Here is a 15,438-nt window from a genome sequence, read left to right on the forward strand (position 1 = left end):
TAAAGCGATTCATATTTAGATCCTAAAGCCTATCTCCATCCATTGAAGATGGAGATGGGGGATCAAATTTTATGACTGATGCTACTGGCCTAATGGTTTAACAACGAACCATTTCATAGATATCTTGATACTGCTCTCCAGGACAGTTCCAGGAATAATCATGGGCCATGCCTTGCATCACTAGCTTTTGAAATTCTTTCGGATAATCCGTCCATAGACCAATGGCTCGATTCATCGCTGATTCCAAGGCATGGTTATCGGTCTGATAGAAAACATAGCCATTGCGCTCTTCGGGAGTCTTTTCTGGATCAAAATCGCGATCAAAGACGGTGTTCACTAGACCACCTACCCCACGCACAATGGGAACAGTGCCGTACTGTAGGCCGATTACCTGGGTTAATCCACAGGGTTCATAGTTACTGGGGACCACAATCATATCTGCCCCAGCATAAATGAGGTGGGCCAGTTCTTCGTTGAAACTGAGTTCGAGATGACAATCTGGGTTTGAGTTGAGGAAATTCTTCTCATGCCAAAACCAAGTATTAATCCCAGGTTCAGTGGCAGATCCTAAGAGAACGAATTGGGCATTTTGATTCAGAGCATGGTAGATGGCATGGTGAACTAAATGCATCCCTTTCTGTTCATCCAAGCGACCAATAAAGGCAATGAGGGGACGGTCTATATCCCGCAGTAGTAAACGCTCTCGCAGGGCTTTTTTATTGAGGGCTTTGCCGCTTAAATCATTGACGGAATAAGAATGGGGGATATAGTCATCTTTCTCGGGGTTCCAGACATTGTAATCAATGCCGTTCAGAATACCGCTAAACTTGCTGTGGTGGATTTCTAGGGTATTTCCTAGCCCATATCCCACCGTTTCATGGCGAGCTTCCCAGGCATGATGGGGGGATACAGTATTCACGTAATTGGAATATACAATCCCACCTTTCATGAGGTTTATAGCAAAGGGATTGAAATTATCTAAGAGTCGGTCAGAGTTGAAATAGTGGGATTCTCTGTTGAGTCCAGTTGCCGATAGTACGTTCGCTCCCGAAATTCCCTGATGCTTAAAGTTATGAATGGTATAAACTACACGCTGGCGCTCCATTCCATGATACTGATACACCTCGTAGAGCAACACTGGGATAAGACCCGTTTGCCAGTCATGGCAGTGGATGATGTCGGGTCGCTTATTCGATCTGAGTAAGAATTCCAAGGCTGCCTTACTGAAAAAGGCAAAGCGCATATTGTCATCGGTCGCTCCGTAAAAATGCCCCCGATTGAAGAAATCATCACCTGAGTTGGGTTGAATGAAGAAGCACATTTGGCCATGGACCCAACCACAATAGACATTGCAATGAATCGCTCCGCCATACCAAGGAACGGATAAGTCTCGATAGGCTTCATGCAGGCCCCAAACGTGGTCGTAGCGCATGCAGTCGTACATTGGCAAGATGAGTTCAACGCAATGGCCTCGAACTTCGAGTTCTCGGCTAAGACCATAAACAACATCTCCGAGCCCACCGGCTTTGATTACTGGGGCACATTCAGAGGCAATCTGGACAATGTACACAGTTACTCCTTGATTGAATAAATCTTTATAGAGAGAATATAAATAAAAGCTTAATTTACAAAAGTATATATTTATATTGCTCTTAAGTCAGTGGGAATTGCAAAAATCACTTCCACACTAGTGGGATGAAAAAGAGCTGGATCGGGTATCTATGTTCCTGCTCTGTCTCAGCACGAATAATGCTTTATAGCTTTGAATAGCTGGGTGGTTGGGGTTGGATTGAGAAAATAAAATTTTCTTGAGTCATTGTTGCAAGTACCACAATAGATGTCCCCTTGCCCTCTCAACATGAACTTTATTGACGTAGCCCATAAAGATTATTGACAAGAGCTTTAGTAAATCTTCATACAAAGATTCACGATGCACCTTTGATACAGTATCTTTCTACAAGGCACTCTTATTGCACTCATCAACATTCAGTTCAGACTGAAATATTATTTTTAGGGTTAAGGAGCATACAAATTGTTCACACCAACTTTTCTTACGGTTGCCGTCCGCGCGGTTAATTGGACCCCAACAGTAGGTGTTGTAATGATTGCAGCCAATATTATGGCAATTGCGATCGCAAAGTACAGCATTCAGTATCCCAATGTTGGCCCTAGCATGCCAGCATCCAGCTTGTTTGGTGGTTTTAGCTTCAATGCTGTGCTGGGGACCCAAGTTTTTGGTCATGTCTTAGGTGCTGGAGCGATTTTGGGACTCACCTACTTGGGTGTTCTTTAGCGCTCTAGATAAAAAGTCTAGGGGTTACCTCAACTAAATTCGATAAAGCAGTCAGAGTCTCAGATCTCTGGCTGCTTTTATGTTGAGGGTTGGGCAAGAATTCCATTCAAGAATATATCTGCCAGGGTCTCGGCCATTTCTCTCTGAAACCCAGGGGAAGGATCTTCATCCATGAGGGTATCTTGGCTAAATCCGGAAATCATGAACATGCCTAAAAACACACGGGCCACAACCTGGGGATTGAGATCACGATAGGTTCCTCGCTCAATTCCAGTTTGAATAAAGGCTTCTACCACGTTGGTCATTTTAGAAATGATTTCAGCTTGGATTCGATCCCTGAGTTCAGGATGAAACTGAGCTTCCATAAAGCAAACTCGCATGAGGTCGGCCTGCTTTGGAAGTGTTAACATCCGCTCGCGCATCAGTTGGGCGATGGATCGATAGCTGCCCATTTCACTTAAATGGGTGAGCAAGTCTGTGAGCATTTCACTCCAGCCTTGGGTGACCACTGCGACCAGGATGGCTTTTTTATTTTCAAAATGCCGAAACAGTGTACCCTCAGCAATCCCAGCAGCTTCTGCCAATTGACGGGTTGTTGTTTTTTCAAATCCTTGACGGGCAAATAATCGTTGGGCTGCTTCTAAAATACGGTGGTTGATATCAGGGGGTGTGGCAGTAGAGCGGGTGGAAAGTTGCATGATTCAGACCTGAAGCAGCTGATTAGCCTATATTGTCCAATGAATTTTGTAGAACGACCGGAAGCATAGGTGTTTCTTTATGAAGGCAATTTCTGAATATAAATGTTTTGGATTCGAGAGCATGGAAAGGATTTGCGTTTAGAACTCTGGGGAATACTGAGAAAGAACGTCTAAAAGCTAGATTTTGGGTTCACGGTTGATGAATTTCCTAATCAAACCCTATGAGAGTGTTGGGCCAGTCAAGCTAGGAATGACTCCTAAGCAAGTTCGACGAGCCTTGAAGTGTTCACCGTCAACATTTGTGAACCCTGATTCCTTTGAAATTAGTGATCATTTTGGTGTGCTTGGGCTGAACATCGGTTATCGTGCCCCCAATCACCGTTGCGATCGCATTCTTCTGTTTCTACCCGCAAACCCAATTTTCCAAAATCGCAGTTTACTGAAACGACTATCCATTGAGAAACTCAGTCAATGGATTAAGTCTATGGATGAGTCAACCATTATGACTGGAATTGAATGTGTATCCTTTCAATTTGGCTTTGCTCTGATTACACCCAGTTTCAAGCTTTTTAAACATAAGCGTCCCAAAGAAGTCCTCGTTTTTAAGAAAGGCTTTTACAACTATCTTCAAAAATAACTAGTAGGTTTCAACTCATACTTCAATGGCAAAAAAGAAGAAAAAAGAGCCATCAGGCTGTGGATGTGGCAGTATTCCTATCTCCTTAATCTTGTTGATTTTAGGCGTTGGGGGTTGGTGGTTTAGCCAAGCAGAGAATCGACAGGTAGGTCGATATTTCCCTAAAGATACAACGGTTACCATTCCCGTTCTAAATCAGCCAATCACCCTCAATCCATCTTCGCCTTCCCCATCTCCTACCTCTAGCACTGTCCCCATTAAACCTGTCGAACCCCTGCCTACGCCAGAAGTGGTTGAAGTTGAAGTACCGAAAGAAATTGAATTTCCTAAGGCTTGGACTCAAAAGAAGATGAGGGGGATTTATCTGAGTCGGTATCAAGTCACCAATAACGCTTCTGAGGAAACTATTCGAGAGCGGGTGCGGTATTATCGCGCCCAAGGGTTCAACACGATTTTGCATGGAGTATGGGGCAATGCCTGTACCATGTATAAAAGTGAAGTGATGGCCCAACAGTTGGGGTTTCCTAGCTGCCCTAATCTGTTTCAAGATCAATGGCTAGACTGGTTAATCGACGAAGCCCATAAGCAAGATATGCAAGTGCATGCCTACTTTGAGAAAGGCATCAAAATTGATAAAAATAGCCCTGTTTATGAACGAGCTGTGGCTGAAAAGTGGCTGGTCCCCGGTGTAGATAAAACCTATAGCGGTATCGAGCATTATGTCTTGGACGTGGACAACCCAAAAGTAGCAGACTTATTCACAGAGATCACGGTTGAGTTTGTGCAGAAATATCCCACCATTGATGCGGTGCAGTGGGATGACTATTTGGGATACCATGCAGAACTGCCAGGCCAGGTAGACCGAACCGCCAGCCTGACGAAATTTTCTCAACGCATGATCAAAGAGATGAAACAAGCCAACCCGAAGGTGAGTTTCGATCTTTGTCACCATAATCCTTACTGGTCCAAACGCTATTTTGCTGCAGATTGGAAGAACTGGGATGTGGATCGAGTCTTTGTCCAAGCCTATAACGAAGCTAATTTTGCCAAGGAATTAGAATACGCCCACGCCCAGGTTGGCATTGCCATTACAGACAACCAACTCCACCGATTACAAGGGCTGGTCGAGGACCCTAAGGTTAAAGGTATTCTAGTGTTTCCCCTATCCGGCAAACCTGAAAAAACGGCAGTAAAAGTTAAAGACCTGGTACTCAAGATAGACAAGGGGTAAATGGCAGGCTTGAATGGGGGGTGATAGCCATTTCCACCAACAGCACTATCATTGCAACATCGGATTGAGTGATTCAAACGCTCGTAGTGGGACTGCGATCGCAAATACACTCAGAACCTTAATATCGAACCAAACACAATTAATAGGTGTAATATCGCTACCATGCTCCGCCAGCTACTCCTCTCAGCAGGCTAATGACAATACCCAGACTAACCTCTAGCAATCGGTTTAGAGAGGTCGCTTTCGAAAAAAGCTGTTGCACCTAAAATTTTGTTTACACCTAAAATCTCAGCATGGCTTAGAGATAAAAAAAGACACCCCCTTCTGCCTCAAGAGAGTGTCAAGCTAGCGTCGTTTTGCCAATCTTATTCGCGTTGTAAGACTTCTTGGAGTTCTTGCAACGTCGGACCACCAAACAGTATTACGTTCCATACAACTGAAAACAAGATTGGCGCCAGCACCAAGGCGAGCCGCAGATCAAGTCCAGCAATGACCGTTGGAGCAACTGCCTCATAGACATTCATTCGGTCAATAAACTGCATGGATGCAATTGCGCCGAGGAACCACACCAAGGGAACACCCAACGTGTGTACCGCTAACCATCGCACCGTATAGATGGGATATGTCCTTTCAGGAGGGCGCTGGAGTCGAGTTCTAGATGTCATATCTAATGTCTCCTAATTAGTTGGTGTCAAGGCTTGGACTAAGATTGCGGAATTCATCGATTTGCTGTTTGCCGGCATATCGATCCGTCACGATCTGAACCTGAGACTCAGACTGAGAAAAATATTCATTAGGATGGGGCGTCCCAAAGACGTCATATGCTAGCCCAGTGCTGACAAAAAACCAGCCCGATATAAAAATAGCTGGAATATTGATGACATGGAGCTTCCAGAACGAAAAATCGGTAATTATCTCGCCAAATGGGCGCTCACCTGTTACACCGGCCATAAGCATCTCCTAACTTAATTGAGAATAATTCTTATTCACAGCATCATTATTGCAAGTGATTATCAATAATGCAAGAGATAATTTCTGTTCTCATTAAGATATTCGATAAGTAAAAGCTATAACTGCCCAAGATCAAGCCATAGAAAGAGATGAGCAAGTCATCACTACCTGCCTATTTGCTGCCCTCTAATCGGCAATGATTTTTATTTTTATTGAGAATTGTTGTAAATTTGGAGACAGACTGAACTCCCATAAGCTCAGATGCGTTGTCCTTTTTCTACTGTTATGACTGGATATAGCGTTGACGTTCACTTGCAATGATTTTGTGGAAACATCACAGCCATAACTAACAGCTGCCTTTATATACAGCCATCGATCTACCCAAGTCCAGAGGAAATTATCTAGTTAGGACGGTACATGTATACTTCCAGTTCGCTCAAAGCAGAATTAAATGAGAAAGGGTGGCGACTAACTCCTCAACGGGAAATCATCTTGACCGCCTTTCAAGAGTTACAGAAAGGGCAACATCTTAGCGCCGAAGATCTCTACGAGCTGTTATTACAACAAGGCAGCCCCATCAGCCTCTCAACCATTTATAGAAATACCAAACTCATGTCTCATATGGGGATTCTCCGAGAACTAGAATTCGCTGAAGGGCATAAACATTATGAGCTGAACCAACCCTACCCGAATCATCATCATCATCTGATCTGTGTCAAATGTAATCAAACGATTGAGTTCAAAAGTGATTCAATCCTCAAAGTGGGGAAAACCAAAGCCAAGCAATCTGGTTTTCATCTCCTAGACTGTCAATTGACGATTCACGCCATTTGCCCAACTTGCAAAAATGCAAAGGGACAGTGATCCACCCATCATGGTTGGGTCAGATTATTTAATTTCTAGGGCTTCAGACCCACCTTCCTCTAGAGTTCTCAGGAGTATTCCCAGCTGATACCACACCAGCAGCCCACTGGATAGAATCACAAAGGAAGACATGGCAAACCCAACAGCCCAGGTCACCGCAAAAGTCGTTAAGGCTGAGCCCACAAAAATCCAGCTACAAAGACAGATACCTAGATAAGGCACAAATAGCCTGGGTTCATAAATATTCCGGAGTGGTTTATCGGATAGCCCCTCAGACCATTCTTGCGTCTTGCGTCTGATAGAAACTTCAAACGCTTTGCCACAAGCAAATCCGCCGAGAGCCGCAATGCCAACCAAAAAATATGGCGGAGCAGGAATTTCGAAAAGAAAGTGCATGCATTACACCCTATAGAGCAAACTGAGAAAATTCAGTAGTAAATATATCTATTCTGATTGAAACTCAATTTGTCGATAAAAGCACATTTAAATCTGGGGTAAGCAATCCTTCCCTTTAGAGGAGTATCAATGGCTGAAGTCTTGGAGACCTAACTAAAGGGCAGTTAGACTAACAAGCCAATCTAATCCGCCATGGGTAAATAAAGCTAACTGAATAATTTTGGCAACGAGTGCACTATCGAAACCATGTCTTAACTCATGCAATTTCGTTTTCGAGACCAAGAGGTAAGTGCTGGGCTTAGAAAAGAAAACGACTTAAGCAATGTCTCTATCGAACTTAATTTTTATATTTTTCTGGATAAATCTGGGAGGCTTATTGCCGATATAGTCAAATTCAGCCAACTTGTATTGACTAAACTGAACATCCAGTTCACTGTAAGCAATTTTGGGATCTCTCTTAGAAATTGAGCTGGCTAGTCCGCCCTCTTCGCCGACGCAGGACTTGAAGTCTACTAAGTAGAGGTTACCGCCACTGTCAAAACTAAAGAAGGGACCATCCTGACCACCAATCGAATAATTTCCATCTTGCCCATTATCTAGATCATAAATATTCCGGTTACAGATGGTCTCTTCTGTATGTTTTACTCCGGTATGTGGAGAAATATATTCAAAAGAGAATCTTGCATCCTTACCCAAGTCATTGATAGTTAGGCTGCCCATCAATCCCTCTAGATCTTTGCCGGTATTCAAGGCATCAACCACAACATCTTTTTCATAGGTAACCTTGCCAGAGATCACTCCCTCATTGCCAATATTGCCAGCACTCTTAAACGAGTAAGTGGTAGCCCAAGCAGCATTGGTCATCATCAACAGACCTAAAAACACACCTACAGTGCTGATCAGCAAACGTTTGAGACTATTGCGAATCATCAGTGATATTCCTTTGCACGATTAATTTATTGATAGTTAATCTCAATAGTTACACAAGGTTGCTAACAGATCAAAATCGTTGCCTTCAAGAAAATGAGTGATAAACCTCATGAATAGTTAGTTCTATGGAGTACAGCTTCGATCTGCTTACCAGAATAGTCCTAGTATTATTGAGTTTTATTACAAATACACAATTATATTATTGACATTGAATATCAATAAATCTATTCTGACAATCATTGATCGCTCTTAAAAATGTTCTCCTCTCAGAGACATGGCAAGGGGAGCTGTAAGTATTCAGTTCCCTATTTTTTTTCAGGGCCAGGCCGTTGTCGGTTTGTGATCGCGCCGCCCCAGCATCAGAATATTGCTGCAAAACTGAATCCTGCCCTTGACCTCCTAGATCAAGGATTTAACACAGTTAAAATCTGTCGGATCCAGTGCCGATGAAAGGTGGAGATATGAAACGCATTGCTCTCAGTCTAATCATCCTTTTACTATCAGGGCTCATTCTCTTGAATGGTTCATCGACAGCGATGGCCCTTTCTAGTAGCAATGGTGTCTCATCTCAACGCCAACAAGGTGGGCAAACACAATCATCAACCTTTGACAAAACAGAATTTCTGTATTGGTTTAAGCAATGCGAACATCTACAGGGCCAACATGCCCTAGCGGCTTGTGAACAAGCCTTAAAGCTCAATCCCCATGTAGCCGCAACTTGGATCAACCATGGCCAAAAGTTATTCGATTTTCGCCAATATGCGAAAGCACTGACTTCTTTTGATAATGCCTTGTTGATAAAGCCCGATTATTCCTTGGGTTTAGCCAACCGATGCGGCATTCTCAGCGTCTTAGGTCGATATCCCGAAGCCTTAGATTCCTGTGACATGGCCCTATTAGGTGATCAGCAATGGGGATTTAGTGGGCAGGTTCTCGCCTGGAATAACCGAGGCGAAACCTTGGTCAAGCTGAAACGGTATGAAGAGGCGTTAGCCTCTTTCCAAAAATCTTTAGCGATCGACCCCCATGATGTTGCGGCCCAGCAATATCGTCACGTCGTCCTCAAGAAACTCAACCGTCACGATTCGTCACCACCGAAAGTTCCAGGGTTTATCCCCTCACCACAAGAGCAACAAATCGCTCTTGTTCTGAACTGATATAAAGCAGCAATATTCAAAACCCGCGTTTTGTTCGATATCCCTTTTTTCTTTTATTTATATTTGGAAGATCCCTATGGAATCCTCAGTTGGAAAACAAGACTATCCCTGGTACGCAGGGAATAGTCGCTTAATTGCACCCTCTGCTTCAGGAAGATGGTTAGCAGCCCATATTCTCCAAGCTGCCATTATTATGTTTTGGGTAGGGCTCAACACCCTATCTGAATTACAGGTGTTTGACCCCAGTATTGCCATGTACGATCAGGGATTAGTGTTGATTCCTCATATGGCAGCAGAAGGGATTGGTGTAGGTCCAGGAGGAGTCGTTACCGATACATACCCCTATTTGGCCATTGCCTTAGTGCATTGGGTCGCGAGTATCGTTCTACTATTTGGTGGCTATTATCACCTCGCCGTGGGTCCGTCTGACCTGTCCAAAGGAGGCCGAGGCAATACGAAACAGTTTGCGTTTGACTGGGATGATCCAAAGCAGTTGGGTTATATCTTGGGCAATCACCTCCTGTTTATCGGATTTGCTTCACTCATGTTTGCAGGCTGGATGATCAATCACGGTATTTATGACCCCACCATAGGGGACGTTCAAGCTATCACCCCCACTGTTGAGAATTTCACCCACATCTACAAATATGGTTGGTCTACGCCTGGATTTAATCCATTTTTTATCGATAATTTAGGTGATTTAGCCGCAGGGCATATCTTAATCGGTTTATTCGATATTATCGGTGGAATTTGGCACATTAATGTCACCCCCTTCAGTTGGGAACAACAGCTGGGAGCCCGGCGAGATAACTATAGTGCAGATGGATTGATCGGCTTATCCCTAGGAGCCGTTGCCATCATGGGATTCATTTCCGCCTATTTCTGCGCGGTTAATACGTTTGTCTATCCCGTTGAATTCTACGGTGCGGCCCTGGAAGTGAAATTTAATATTGCCCCTTACTTCAAGGACTCTGTTGAATTAGGAGATGGTGTATACAGCTCCCGAGCTTGGTTATCCAATGTGACTTACTATGTCGGCTTCTACTGCTTGCAGGGCCATCTATTCCATAGCCTAAGGGCCATGGGCGTCAAGTTTGAGAATCTTCCCCAAGCACTTAGCGCAGCCTTCAAAGTTGAGTCTTCACAACCGGTGGAAACTCCGCAACCCACTGAAGAATAACGCCGACTTCAGGGATTGATGGATCAATTCTCCTCTCCATTAAAGTCAAGGGCATGATGGTTCCCTAGCTGGAATAGCCATCATGCCTACAAAAATCAATGGCTGCTTGCCTTACCTTCAAAAAGTTACAAGCAGCTCAATGCCATGCTTTTCTCATAAAAAATTTTGCCCATCCACTCACAGGTAATGTCATGACAGAAGAACAGGCAGCCACTGCCAATACTCAAGTTGTCACTGAGCCCAATTCTGCCCCCCCTAAACCAGAGGAACAAGCTGTAGCAACGGCTCCTGAAGAGAAGGCTGAATCCACTCCACCCACCACAGCAGAACCCCAATCCCCCTCTGTAAAATCCGAGGCAGGGGAACCTCCAACCCAGTCATCTCCTGAACAACCCCGCTTTTCTTCGGGGGTGCTGTTTTTTCTATGGGTATTCTGTACCCTCGTTTTCCTCTCAATTACTGCAGGCTATATTGCTACTCATTAGTCCCAAATCCCCATCTCATCGCCTAAATCTTGCTCTTCTGGTAAGTGAGGACATTCATTAAATCGATGAATGCGGCATAGCTGGGGATTTTGTCTAGATTGGGAAGATGAAGATAAAGTGACCTCAAATTCAAACAGGGCTGTATTGCCGATCCTCATGCCCCAAACTATGGGCGTGTCGAGAATCGCTGCAATGAGATATTGCAAGATACCCCCATGAGTCATCGCCCAAATTTGATCTGAAGGATGGTGGGTTTGATAGAGGGTGTGGATGAAACGGCGAGTGCGATCGCAACAGGCAGACAAAGTCTCACTCCCCGGTATTGGAATCACATCCTGACTATTCATCAACTGTTCACAGAGTTGAGGATGCTGCTCTTGGGCCTCTTGCCAAGTCAGCCCCTGAAAAATGCCATTGTCAATTTCCAGCAGTGACTCATCTGTTTGAATCGAGGGAAAATCATCTCCCTTTAGGTGGCAAGCCACCAGCATCTCCAAAGTAATCACTGCTCGCTTCAGTGGGCTACTGTAAAGATGCGTTGGAGCCCAGCTTTGCCGGGACAAGAACTGCCCTAAAAGCTGAGCCTGCAGAACTCCATGGGACGACAGACGCTCATCCAACCGCCCTAACATCTTCTGTTGGACATTTCCCCGAGCCTCGGCATGGCGAATTAGCAGCAATCGCATAGGTCACATTGAGTTCCCAGAGATTACTCTGTCAGCAATTCACATTGGGCATGATGACGGAGGAGATGATCACACAACACCAAAGCAACCATTGCTTCCACCATGGGGACAGCCCTCGGCAACACGCAAGGATCATGACGACCTTTCGCTGCTAGAGTTGTAGCTTCACCAGCCTGATTGACGGTCTTTTGAGGTTTGCCAATCGTCGCAGTTGGCTTAAATGCGGCCCGCAACACGATGTTCTCTCCATTAGAAATGCCACCTTGAATCCCACCAGACCGATTGGTGACCGTCCGGATCCGTCCGTCCTCATCCGTATAAAACTCATCATTATGTTCGAGTCCCGTTAACTGAGTACCCGCAAACCCCGAGCCAATTTCAAACCCCTTACAAGCCGGCAAAGACATCACAGCTTTAGCTAATTCGGCTTCCAACTTGTCAAAGACAGGTACCCCCAGTCCCTTAGGCACCTGGCGAGCCACACATTCCACCACACCTCCGATGGAATTGGCATCCCGTCGGGTTTGATCAATCAGGTCAATCATTTTCTCAGCGGCTTCAGTATTAGGACAGCGCACCATATTCGATTCAACCTGAGCTAAGGTCACTTGATCTGGATCAACATCCGCTTCCAAGGTTTTAATCCGCTTGACATAGCCAATCACTTCAACCCCAGCAGCTTGCTGGAGAATCTTTTTAGCAATCGCACCTGCTGCCACCCGGCCAATGGTTTCCCGAGCAGATGAGCGGCCACCCCCTTGCCAGTTCCGAATTCCATATTTGGCATCATAGGTAGCATCCGCATGAGACGGACGATAGACCTGGGCCATCTCACTGTAGTCTTGGGGGCGAGTATCCTTATTCCGCACCAAAATCGTAATCGGTGTCCCTAACGTTTTCCCCTGAAATATGCCTGAAACGATTTCACAGGTATCCGTTTCTTTGCGTGGTGTGGTGATTCGACTTTGACCCGGACGCCGCCGGTCTAGCTCAAACTGAATGTCTTCTTCTGTAATTTCAATTTGGGGCGGGCAACCATCAATGACCACCCCAACACCACCACCATGGGATTCACCAAAGGTTGTAATCCGAAATAAATGTCCAAAGGTATTTCCCATTCTCTTGATCTGACCGTGCTAAGTACATACCGGGCAAGCTGCCTGTCTTCACTATCTCATTCGGTCTTGGTAAATAGCCAAAAAAAAAGAGAGGGAAATATTTCCCTCTCCTCAAGAGCGTTGGTTATGGCTGGAATAAAAGGTTAGTTATGTCGAGCAGTCTGTGTACGTTGTTGTTCCATTTGGGCAATCGCTGTATCAACCTGTTGGGGGGTGTAACTGGTCAATTCAGTGAGCCAATGTTTAATCATTTCTTGCGAAAGATCGTTTGGACTTGTCAACATTTCAGTAGTACTAGGCATAGACTTTTCTCAACTTTTGATCCAACTAACTTTAGAAATAACCGTCTCTTGAATCCAAATACTAATCCCAATGCACACTAATATAGCCAAAGCATTGTAAGAATAAACAGGCAGAAAAGGTCAGAAATCTTCAAAGAATAGTCAGCGATGCGACCTGACTTTTCCTCAGAAGGTCATATTTATTCGATGAAATAAAATAATCTTTAAGCGATCTGGGTTAGACAAGTCGATAGATAATCTGCTGTCACTGTCACCAGCGCGATGACTTTCTCATAGGCCATTCGTGTGGGCCCAAGTACTCCCACACTTCCGATAGGCGTTTCGCCCTTCTGATAGGTTGAAGATACTAGGGAATAGGCTTGAATAGACTCAAGGCTATTTTCTGAGCCAATTCGAACTTGGACTTTCTTACTCCGGGGCACCACATCAGCCCCTTGCTTTATCATATCAGTCGTCAACTCATGAAAGAGGGGGCGAAGAAGATCTTGGCCATTCTCTAATAAGTGAATTAAGGTCTGGGCTTGCTGTAATTCAGAGAATTCAGGCTGTCGCAAAACCTCAGCCAAACCGCCCACTAAGATGTTTTTAGGACTAAGGGATTCACACTGTTGCGTCAAATCGGTCAACAATATTTTCAAGAAATCAGTGTATTTTTGAAATTCCCGATCCAGCTCATACTGGTCTAGCACCACCAAGTCTTGCAATGAACTCCCCACAAAATGGTGGTTCAAAAAGTTGGATAGAATGTGCAATTCTTGTTCAAAGCGTTCTGGATCCGCTTCATCCCATGCCCCATGAGGTAGCTCCATCATCACTGACTGAGTTTCATAGGCATCGGTCACCAGAATCAACATGACCCGCTGGGGTTCAACTTGCACGAGATGCAGATGACGAATGGTGGAGGTAGCCGCTTGGGGCAGAGTAATCAAGGCCACACAACCACTCAGCGTTGCTAGGATTTGAGCAGCATCTCGGAGTAGGACTTCAAAAATCCAGCTGTCAGTTCGTAGCTTTTTATCAAGGGCTTGCTTAATCTGTGACCTCAACGTGGTCGAGGGCATCACCAGTTCATCTACATAATGCCGATAGCCAAAGTCTGAGGGCACCCGACCAGCGGAAGTATGGGGCTGAAATAACAAGCCCTCTTCCTCCAACACCCCCATCACATTGCGGATGGTCGCTGGACTAATACTCAAAGAATATTCTCGCGCCAACGCTTTGGACCCGACCGGTTCAGCCGTAGCAATGTAGTGATCAACGGTTGCCCGGAGAACTCGTTGTTGGCGGTTAGTAAGGCTAAGGTCCATAGGACTCTGACAAAAATTACGTTCAGACTTTAGTAGCGCGGGATATTGGCATCTATCTTCATCGAATAGGCGTCAATACCACCACTGACATTCTTGACGTTAGTAAACCCATTTTGACTTAACCACACACAAACCTGGGCGGATCTCATGCCATGATGACACATCACCCAGGTTTCCTGATGTTGATCGAGCTGTTCGCCAATGGTTGCCGACCACTCCGCAAACTCGCTGAGGGGGATGTTTTGGAATGAATTCAGACTTGCGATCGCAACTTCCCCTGGTTCCCTAACATCTAGGAGTTGGATGCTTGTTGCATCATTATGTAGTTGAGCAGCAAGTGCCTCTACATCAATTTCGGGAATACTAGAAAAGTCTTGTGAATACATCGTTTAAAACGCAATTGCTAAAGAGTAGTGACTTGCTAAAAGTGATTGTCACAATTTATTCATTTATGTATGACCTATTCTGTCATACGCTTAGCAGAACGTGGAATCCATATTGTCTAACTATATTCGAGCAGTCATGTCCCGAGCGACATACACTGCTGCCACCGACGGCTCAACCTATGGGGAAATTCCTGGGTTCGAGAATGTCTCTGCACAAGCAGATACCCTAGAGCAATGCCGGCATGATTTAGTAGAATCCCTGGAAGAATGGATTTTCTCCAGAGTAACCCGACAATTACCCGTCCCTGTCATCGACGGTATTCAACTACCCACAAAAGAAATGATGTAATCTCTTGAAGCGAGATACTATAATGGAATTTCGTAACCTGGGGCTGTAACGGTTTCGACGTTTTAGCAAACGTAGCCTCATGATTCAGGCCGAGAGTGAGTCGTCTCTCGCAAATAAAAGGCTCAAAACATCGTACATGCGAACAACATCGTATCTTTCGCTCGTCAGCGCACGGCTACTGCTGTTGCCTAAAAAAACCTAACTTGGTTTGAGCATCTGTAGATTGACTCCGTTAATTTCTATAGATAACCCCCAACGGATGCACCATTAGGGTTTCTCAGTTGTCTCTACTGGTAAAGACTTTCAACTAAGCATCCCATCGTCCGGGATAAGTGGCGATTCCCGCTTTGAGGATTAGAAAAGCTAAGCCTGTGAATGAATGGGGAGCTAATAGCTAGGGCGGACACGGGTTCGACTCCCGTCAGCTCCATTAATCAGTAATTTAATAGCGTTGTGTAGCTTACCTTA

The 15,438-nt window shown here is 44.9% G+C and carries 18 protein-coding genes, 1 other RNA gene and 1 pseudogene; 9 read left to right on the forward strand and 11 right to left on the reverse strand.

Annotated features, from left to right (window positions below; all coding sequences use genetic code 11):
- Positions 1–97: 97 nt before the first annotated feature.
- Positions 98–1,570, reverse strand: a complete 1,473-nt coding sequence (glgA, locus tag I1H34_RS17895) for a glycogen synthase GlgA (RefSeq protein WP_212662351.1) — start codon at positions 1,568–1,570, stop codon at positions 98–100.
- A 462-nt stretch (positions 1,571–2,032) separates the two neighbouring features.
- Between glgA and psaK the strand changes: the two genes are divergently transcribed.
- Positions 2,033–2,293, forward strand: a complete 261-nt coding sequence (gene psaK, locus I1H34_RS17900) for a photosystem I reaction center subunit PsaK (RefSeq protein ID WP_212662352.1) — start codon at positions 2,033–2,035, stop codon at positions 2,291–2,293.
- A 77-nt stretch (positions 2,294–2,370) separates the two neighbouring features.
- On the opposite strand, the gene I1H34_RS17905 is transcribed toward psaK, so the two are convergent.
- On the reverse strand, positions 2,371–2,991 hold the full coding sequence (locus I1H34_RS17905) for a TetR/AcrR family transcriptional regulator (protein ID WP_212662353.1): 621 nt from the start codon (positions 2,989–2,991) through the stop codon (positions 2,371–2,373).
- Positions 2,992–3,190: 199 nt separating this feature from the next.
- On the opposite strand from I1H34_RS17905, the gene I1H34_RS17910 reads away from it, so the two are divergent.
- Positions 3,191–3,628, forward strand: a complete 438-nt coding sequence (locus I1H34_RS17910) for a hypothetical protein (protein WP_212666462.1) — start codon at positions 3,191–3,193, stop codon at positions 3,626–3,628.
- Between the two features lie 25 nt (positions 3,629–3,653).
- The gene (locus I1H34_RS17915; protein WP_212662354.1) at positions 3,654–4,859 is read left to right on the forward strand and encodes a family 10 glycosylhydrolase; all 1,206 of its coding nucleotides are present in this window, start codon (positions 3,654–3,656) and stop codon (positions 4,857–4,859) included.
- 524 nt (positions 4,860–5,383) lie between these two features.
- On the opposite strand, the pseudogene psbF reads toward I1H34_RS17915, so the two are convergent.
- Positions 5,384–5,524, reverse strand: a pseudogene (gene psbF, locus I1H34_RS32240) (cytochrome b559 subunit beta); the annotation flags it as partial.
- Positions 5,525–5,540: 16 nt separating this feature from the next.
- Positions 5,541–5,810 carry a cytochrome b559 subunit alpha gene (gene psbE / locus I1H34_RS17925; RefSeq protein WP_212662356.1) on the reverse strand — a complete coding sequence of 90 codons (270 nt, stop codon included), beginning with the start codon at positions 5,808–5,810 and terminating at the stop codon, positions 5,541–5,543.
- A 417-nt stretch (positions 5,811–6,227) separates the two neighbouring features.
- Here psbE and I1H34_RS17930 point away from each other — a divergent pair, with 417 nt between their 5' ends.
- The gene (locus tag I1H34_RS17930; protein WP_212662357.1) at positions 6,228–6,674 is read left to right on the forward strand and encodes a Fur family transcriptional regulator; all 447 of its coding nucleotides are present in this window, start codon (positions 6,228–6,230) and stop codon (positions 6,672–6,674) included.
- A 24-nt stretch (positions 6,675–6,698) separates the two neighbouring features.
- On the opposite strand, the gene I1H34_RS17935 is transcribed toward I1H34_RS17930, so the two are convergent.
- Both I1H34_RS17935 and I1H34_RS17940 read right to left on the reverse strand, forming a co-directional pair.
- Positions 6,699–7,070 carry a hypothetical protein gene (locus tag I1H34_RS17935; RefSeq protein ID WP_212662358.1) on the reverse strand — a complete coding sequence of 124 codons (372 nt, stop codon included), beginning with the start codon at positions 7,068–7,070 and terminating at the stop codon, positions 6,699–6,701.
- Positions 7,071–7,385: 315 nt separating this feature from the next.
- A complete protein-coding gene (locus tag I1H34_RS17940) occupies positions 7,386–8,000 on the reverse strand; it encodes a hypothetical protein (protein ID WP_212662359.1) in 615 nt (204 codons plus the stop codon).
- A 461-nt stretch (positions 8,001–8,461) separates the two neighbouring features.
- Here I1H34_RS17940 and I1H34_RS17945 point away from each other — a divergent pair, with 461 nt between their 5' ends.
- The 3 genes from I1H34_RS17945 to I1H34_RS17955 all read left to right on the forward strand — a co-directional run bounded on the left by I1H34_RS17945 (position 8,462) and on the right by I1H34_RS17955 (position 10,822).
- On the forward strand, positions 8,462–9,157 hold the full coding sequence (locus I1H34_RS17945; protein WP_249369365.1) for a tetratricopeptide repeat protein: 696 nt from the start codon (positions 8,462–8,464) through the stop codon (positions 9,155–9,157).
- Between the two features lie 76 nt (positions 9,158–9,233).
- Positions 9,234–10,337, forward strand: coding sequence for a chlorophyll a/b binding light-harvesting protein (locus I1H34_RS17950; RefSeq protein WP_212662361.1), 1,104 nt, complete (start codon positions 9,234–9,236; stop codon positions 10,335–10,337).
- 98 nt (positions 10,338–10,435) lie between these two features.
- The gene (locus tag I1H34_RS17955) at positions 10,436–10,822 is read left to right on the forward strand and encodes a hypothetical protein (RefSeq protein WP_212662362.1); all 387 of its coding nucleotides are present in this window, start codon (positions 10,436–10,438) and stop codon (positions 10,820–10,822) included.
- Here I1H34_RS17955 and I1H34_RS17960 read toward each other — a convergent pair.
- From I1H34_RS17960 to I1H34_RS17980, 5 genes are all read right to left on the reverse strand, one after another.
- On the reverse strand, positions 10,819–11,508 hold the full coding sequence (locus I1H34_RS17960) for a histidine phosphatase family protein (protein WP_212662363.1): 690 nt from the start codon (positions 11,506–11,508) through the stop codon (positions 10,819–10,821). The two genes, I1H34_RS17955 and I1H34_RS17960, sit on opposite strands and share 4 nt — an antisense overlap.
- 23 nt (positions 11,509–11,531) lie before the next feature.
- A complete protein-coding gene (gene aroC, locus I1H34_RS17965; RefSeq protein ID WP_212662364.1) occupies positions 11,532–12,626 on the reverse strand; it encodes a chorismate synthase in 1,095 nt (364 codons plus the stop codon).
- A 143-nt stretch (positions 12,627–12,769) separates the two neighbouring features.
- Positions 12,770–12,928 carry a hypothetical protein gene (locus I1H34_RS17970; RefSeq protein ID WP_212662365.1) on the reverse strand — a complete coding sequence of 53 codons (159 nt, stop codon included), beginning with the start codon at positions 12,926–12,928 and terminating at the stop codon, positions 12,770–12,772.
- A 203-nt stretch (positions 12,929–13,131) separates the two neighbouring features.
- Positions 13,132–14,235 (reverse strand): heat-inducible transcriptional repressor HrcA, encoded by a 1,104-nt coding sequence (gene hrcA / locus I1H34_RS17975; protein ID WP_212662366.1) that lies wholly within the window; start codon positions 14,233–14,235, stop codon positions 13,132–13,134.
- A 29-nt stretch (positions 14,236–14,264) separates the two neighbouring features.
- Positions 14,265–14,621, reverse strand: coding sequence for a rhodanese-like domain-containing protein (locus tag I1H34_RS17980; RefSeq protein ID WP_212662367.1), 357 nt, complete (start codon positions 14,619–14,621; stop codon positions 14,265–14,267).
- A 112-nt stretch (positions 14,622–14,733) separates the two neighbouring features.
- On the opposite strand from I1H34_RS17980, the gene I1H34_RS17985 reads away from it, so the two are divergent.
- Together I1H34_RS17985 and ssrA are read left to right on the forward strand one after the other, a co-directional pair.
- Positions 14,734–14,970, forward strand: coding sequence for a type II toxin-antitoxin system HicB family antitoxin (locus I1H34_RS17985; RefSeq protein ID WP_212662368.1), 237 nt, complete (start codon positions 14,734–14,736; stop codon positions 14,968–14,970).
- A 39-nt stretch (positions 14,971–15,009) separates the two neighbouring features.
- Positions 15,010–15,403, forward strand: a transfer-messenger RNA (tmRNA) gene (ssrA, locus tag I1H34_RS17990).
- Positions 15,404–15,438 lie beyond the last annotated feature (35 nt).

Origin of the sequence: Acaryochloris marina S15 (assembly GCF_018336915.1) — a bacterium.
Lineage (GTDB): Bacteria > Cyanobacteriota > Cyanobacteriia > Thermosynechococcales > Thermosynechococcaceae > Acaryochloris > Acaryochloris marina_A.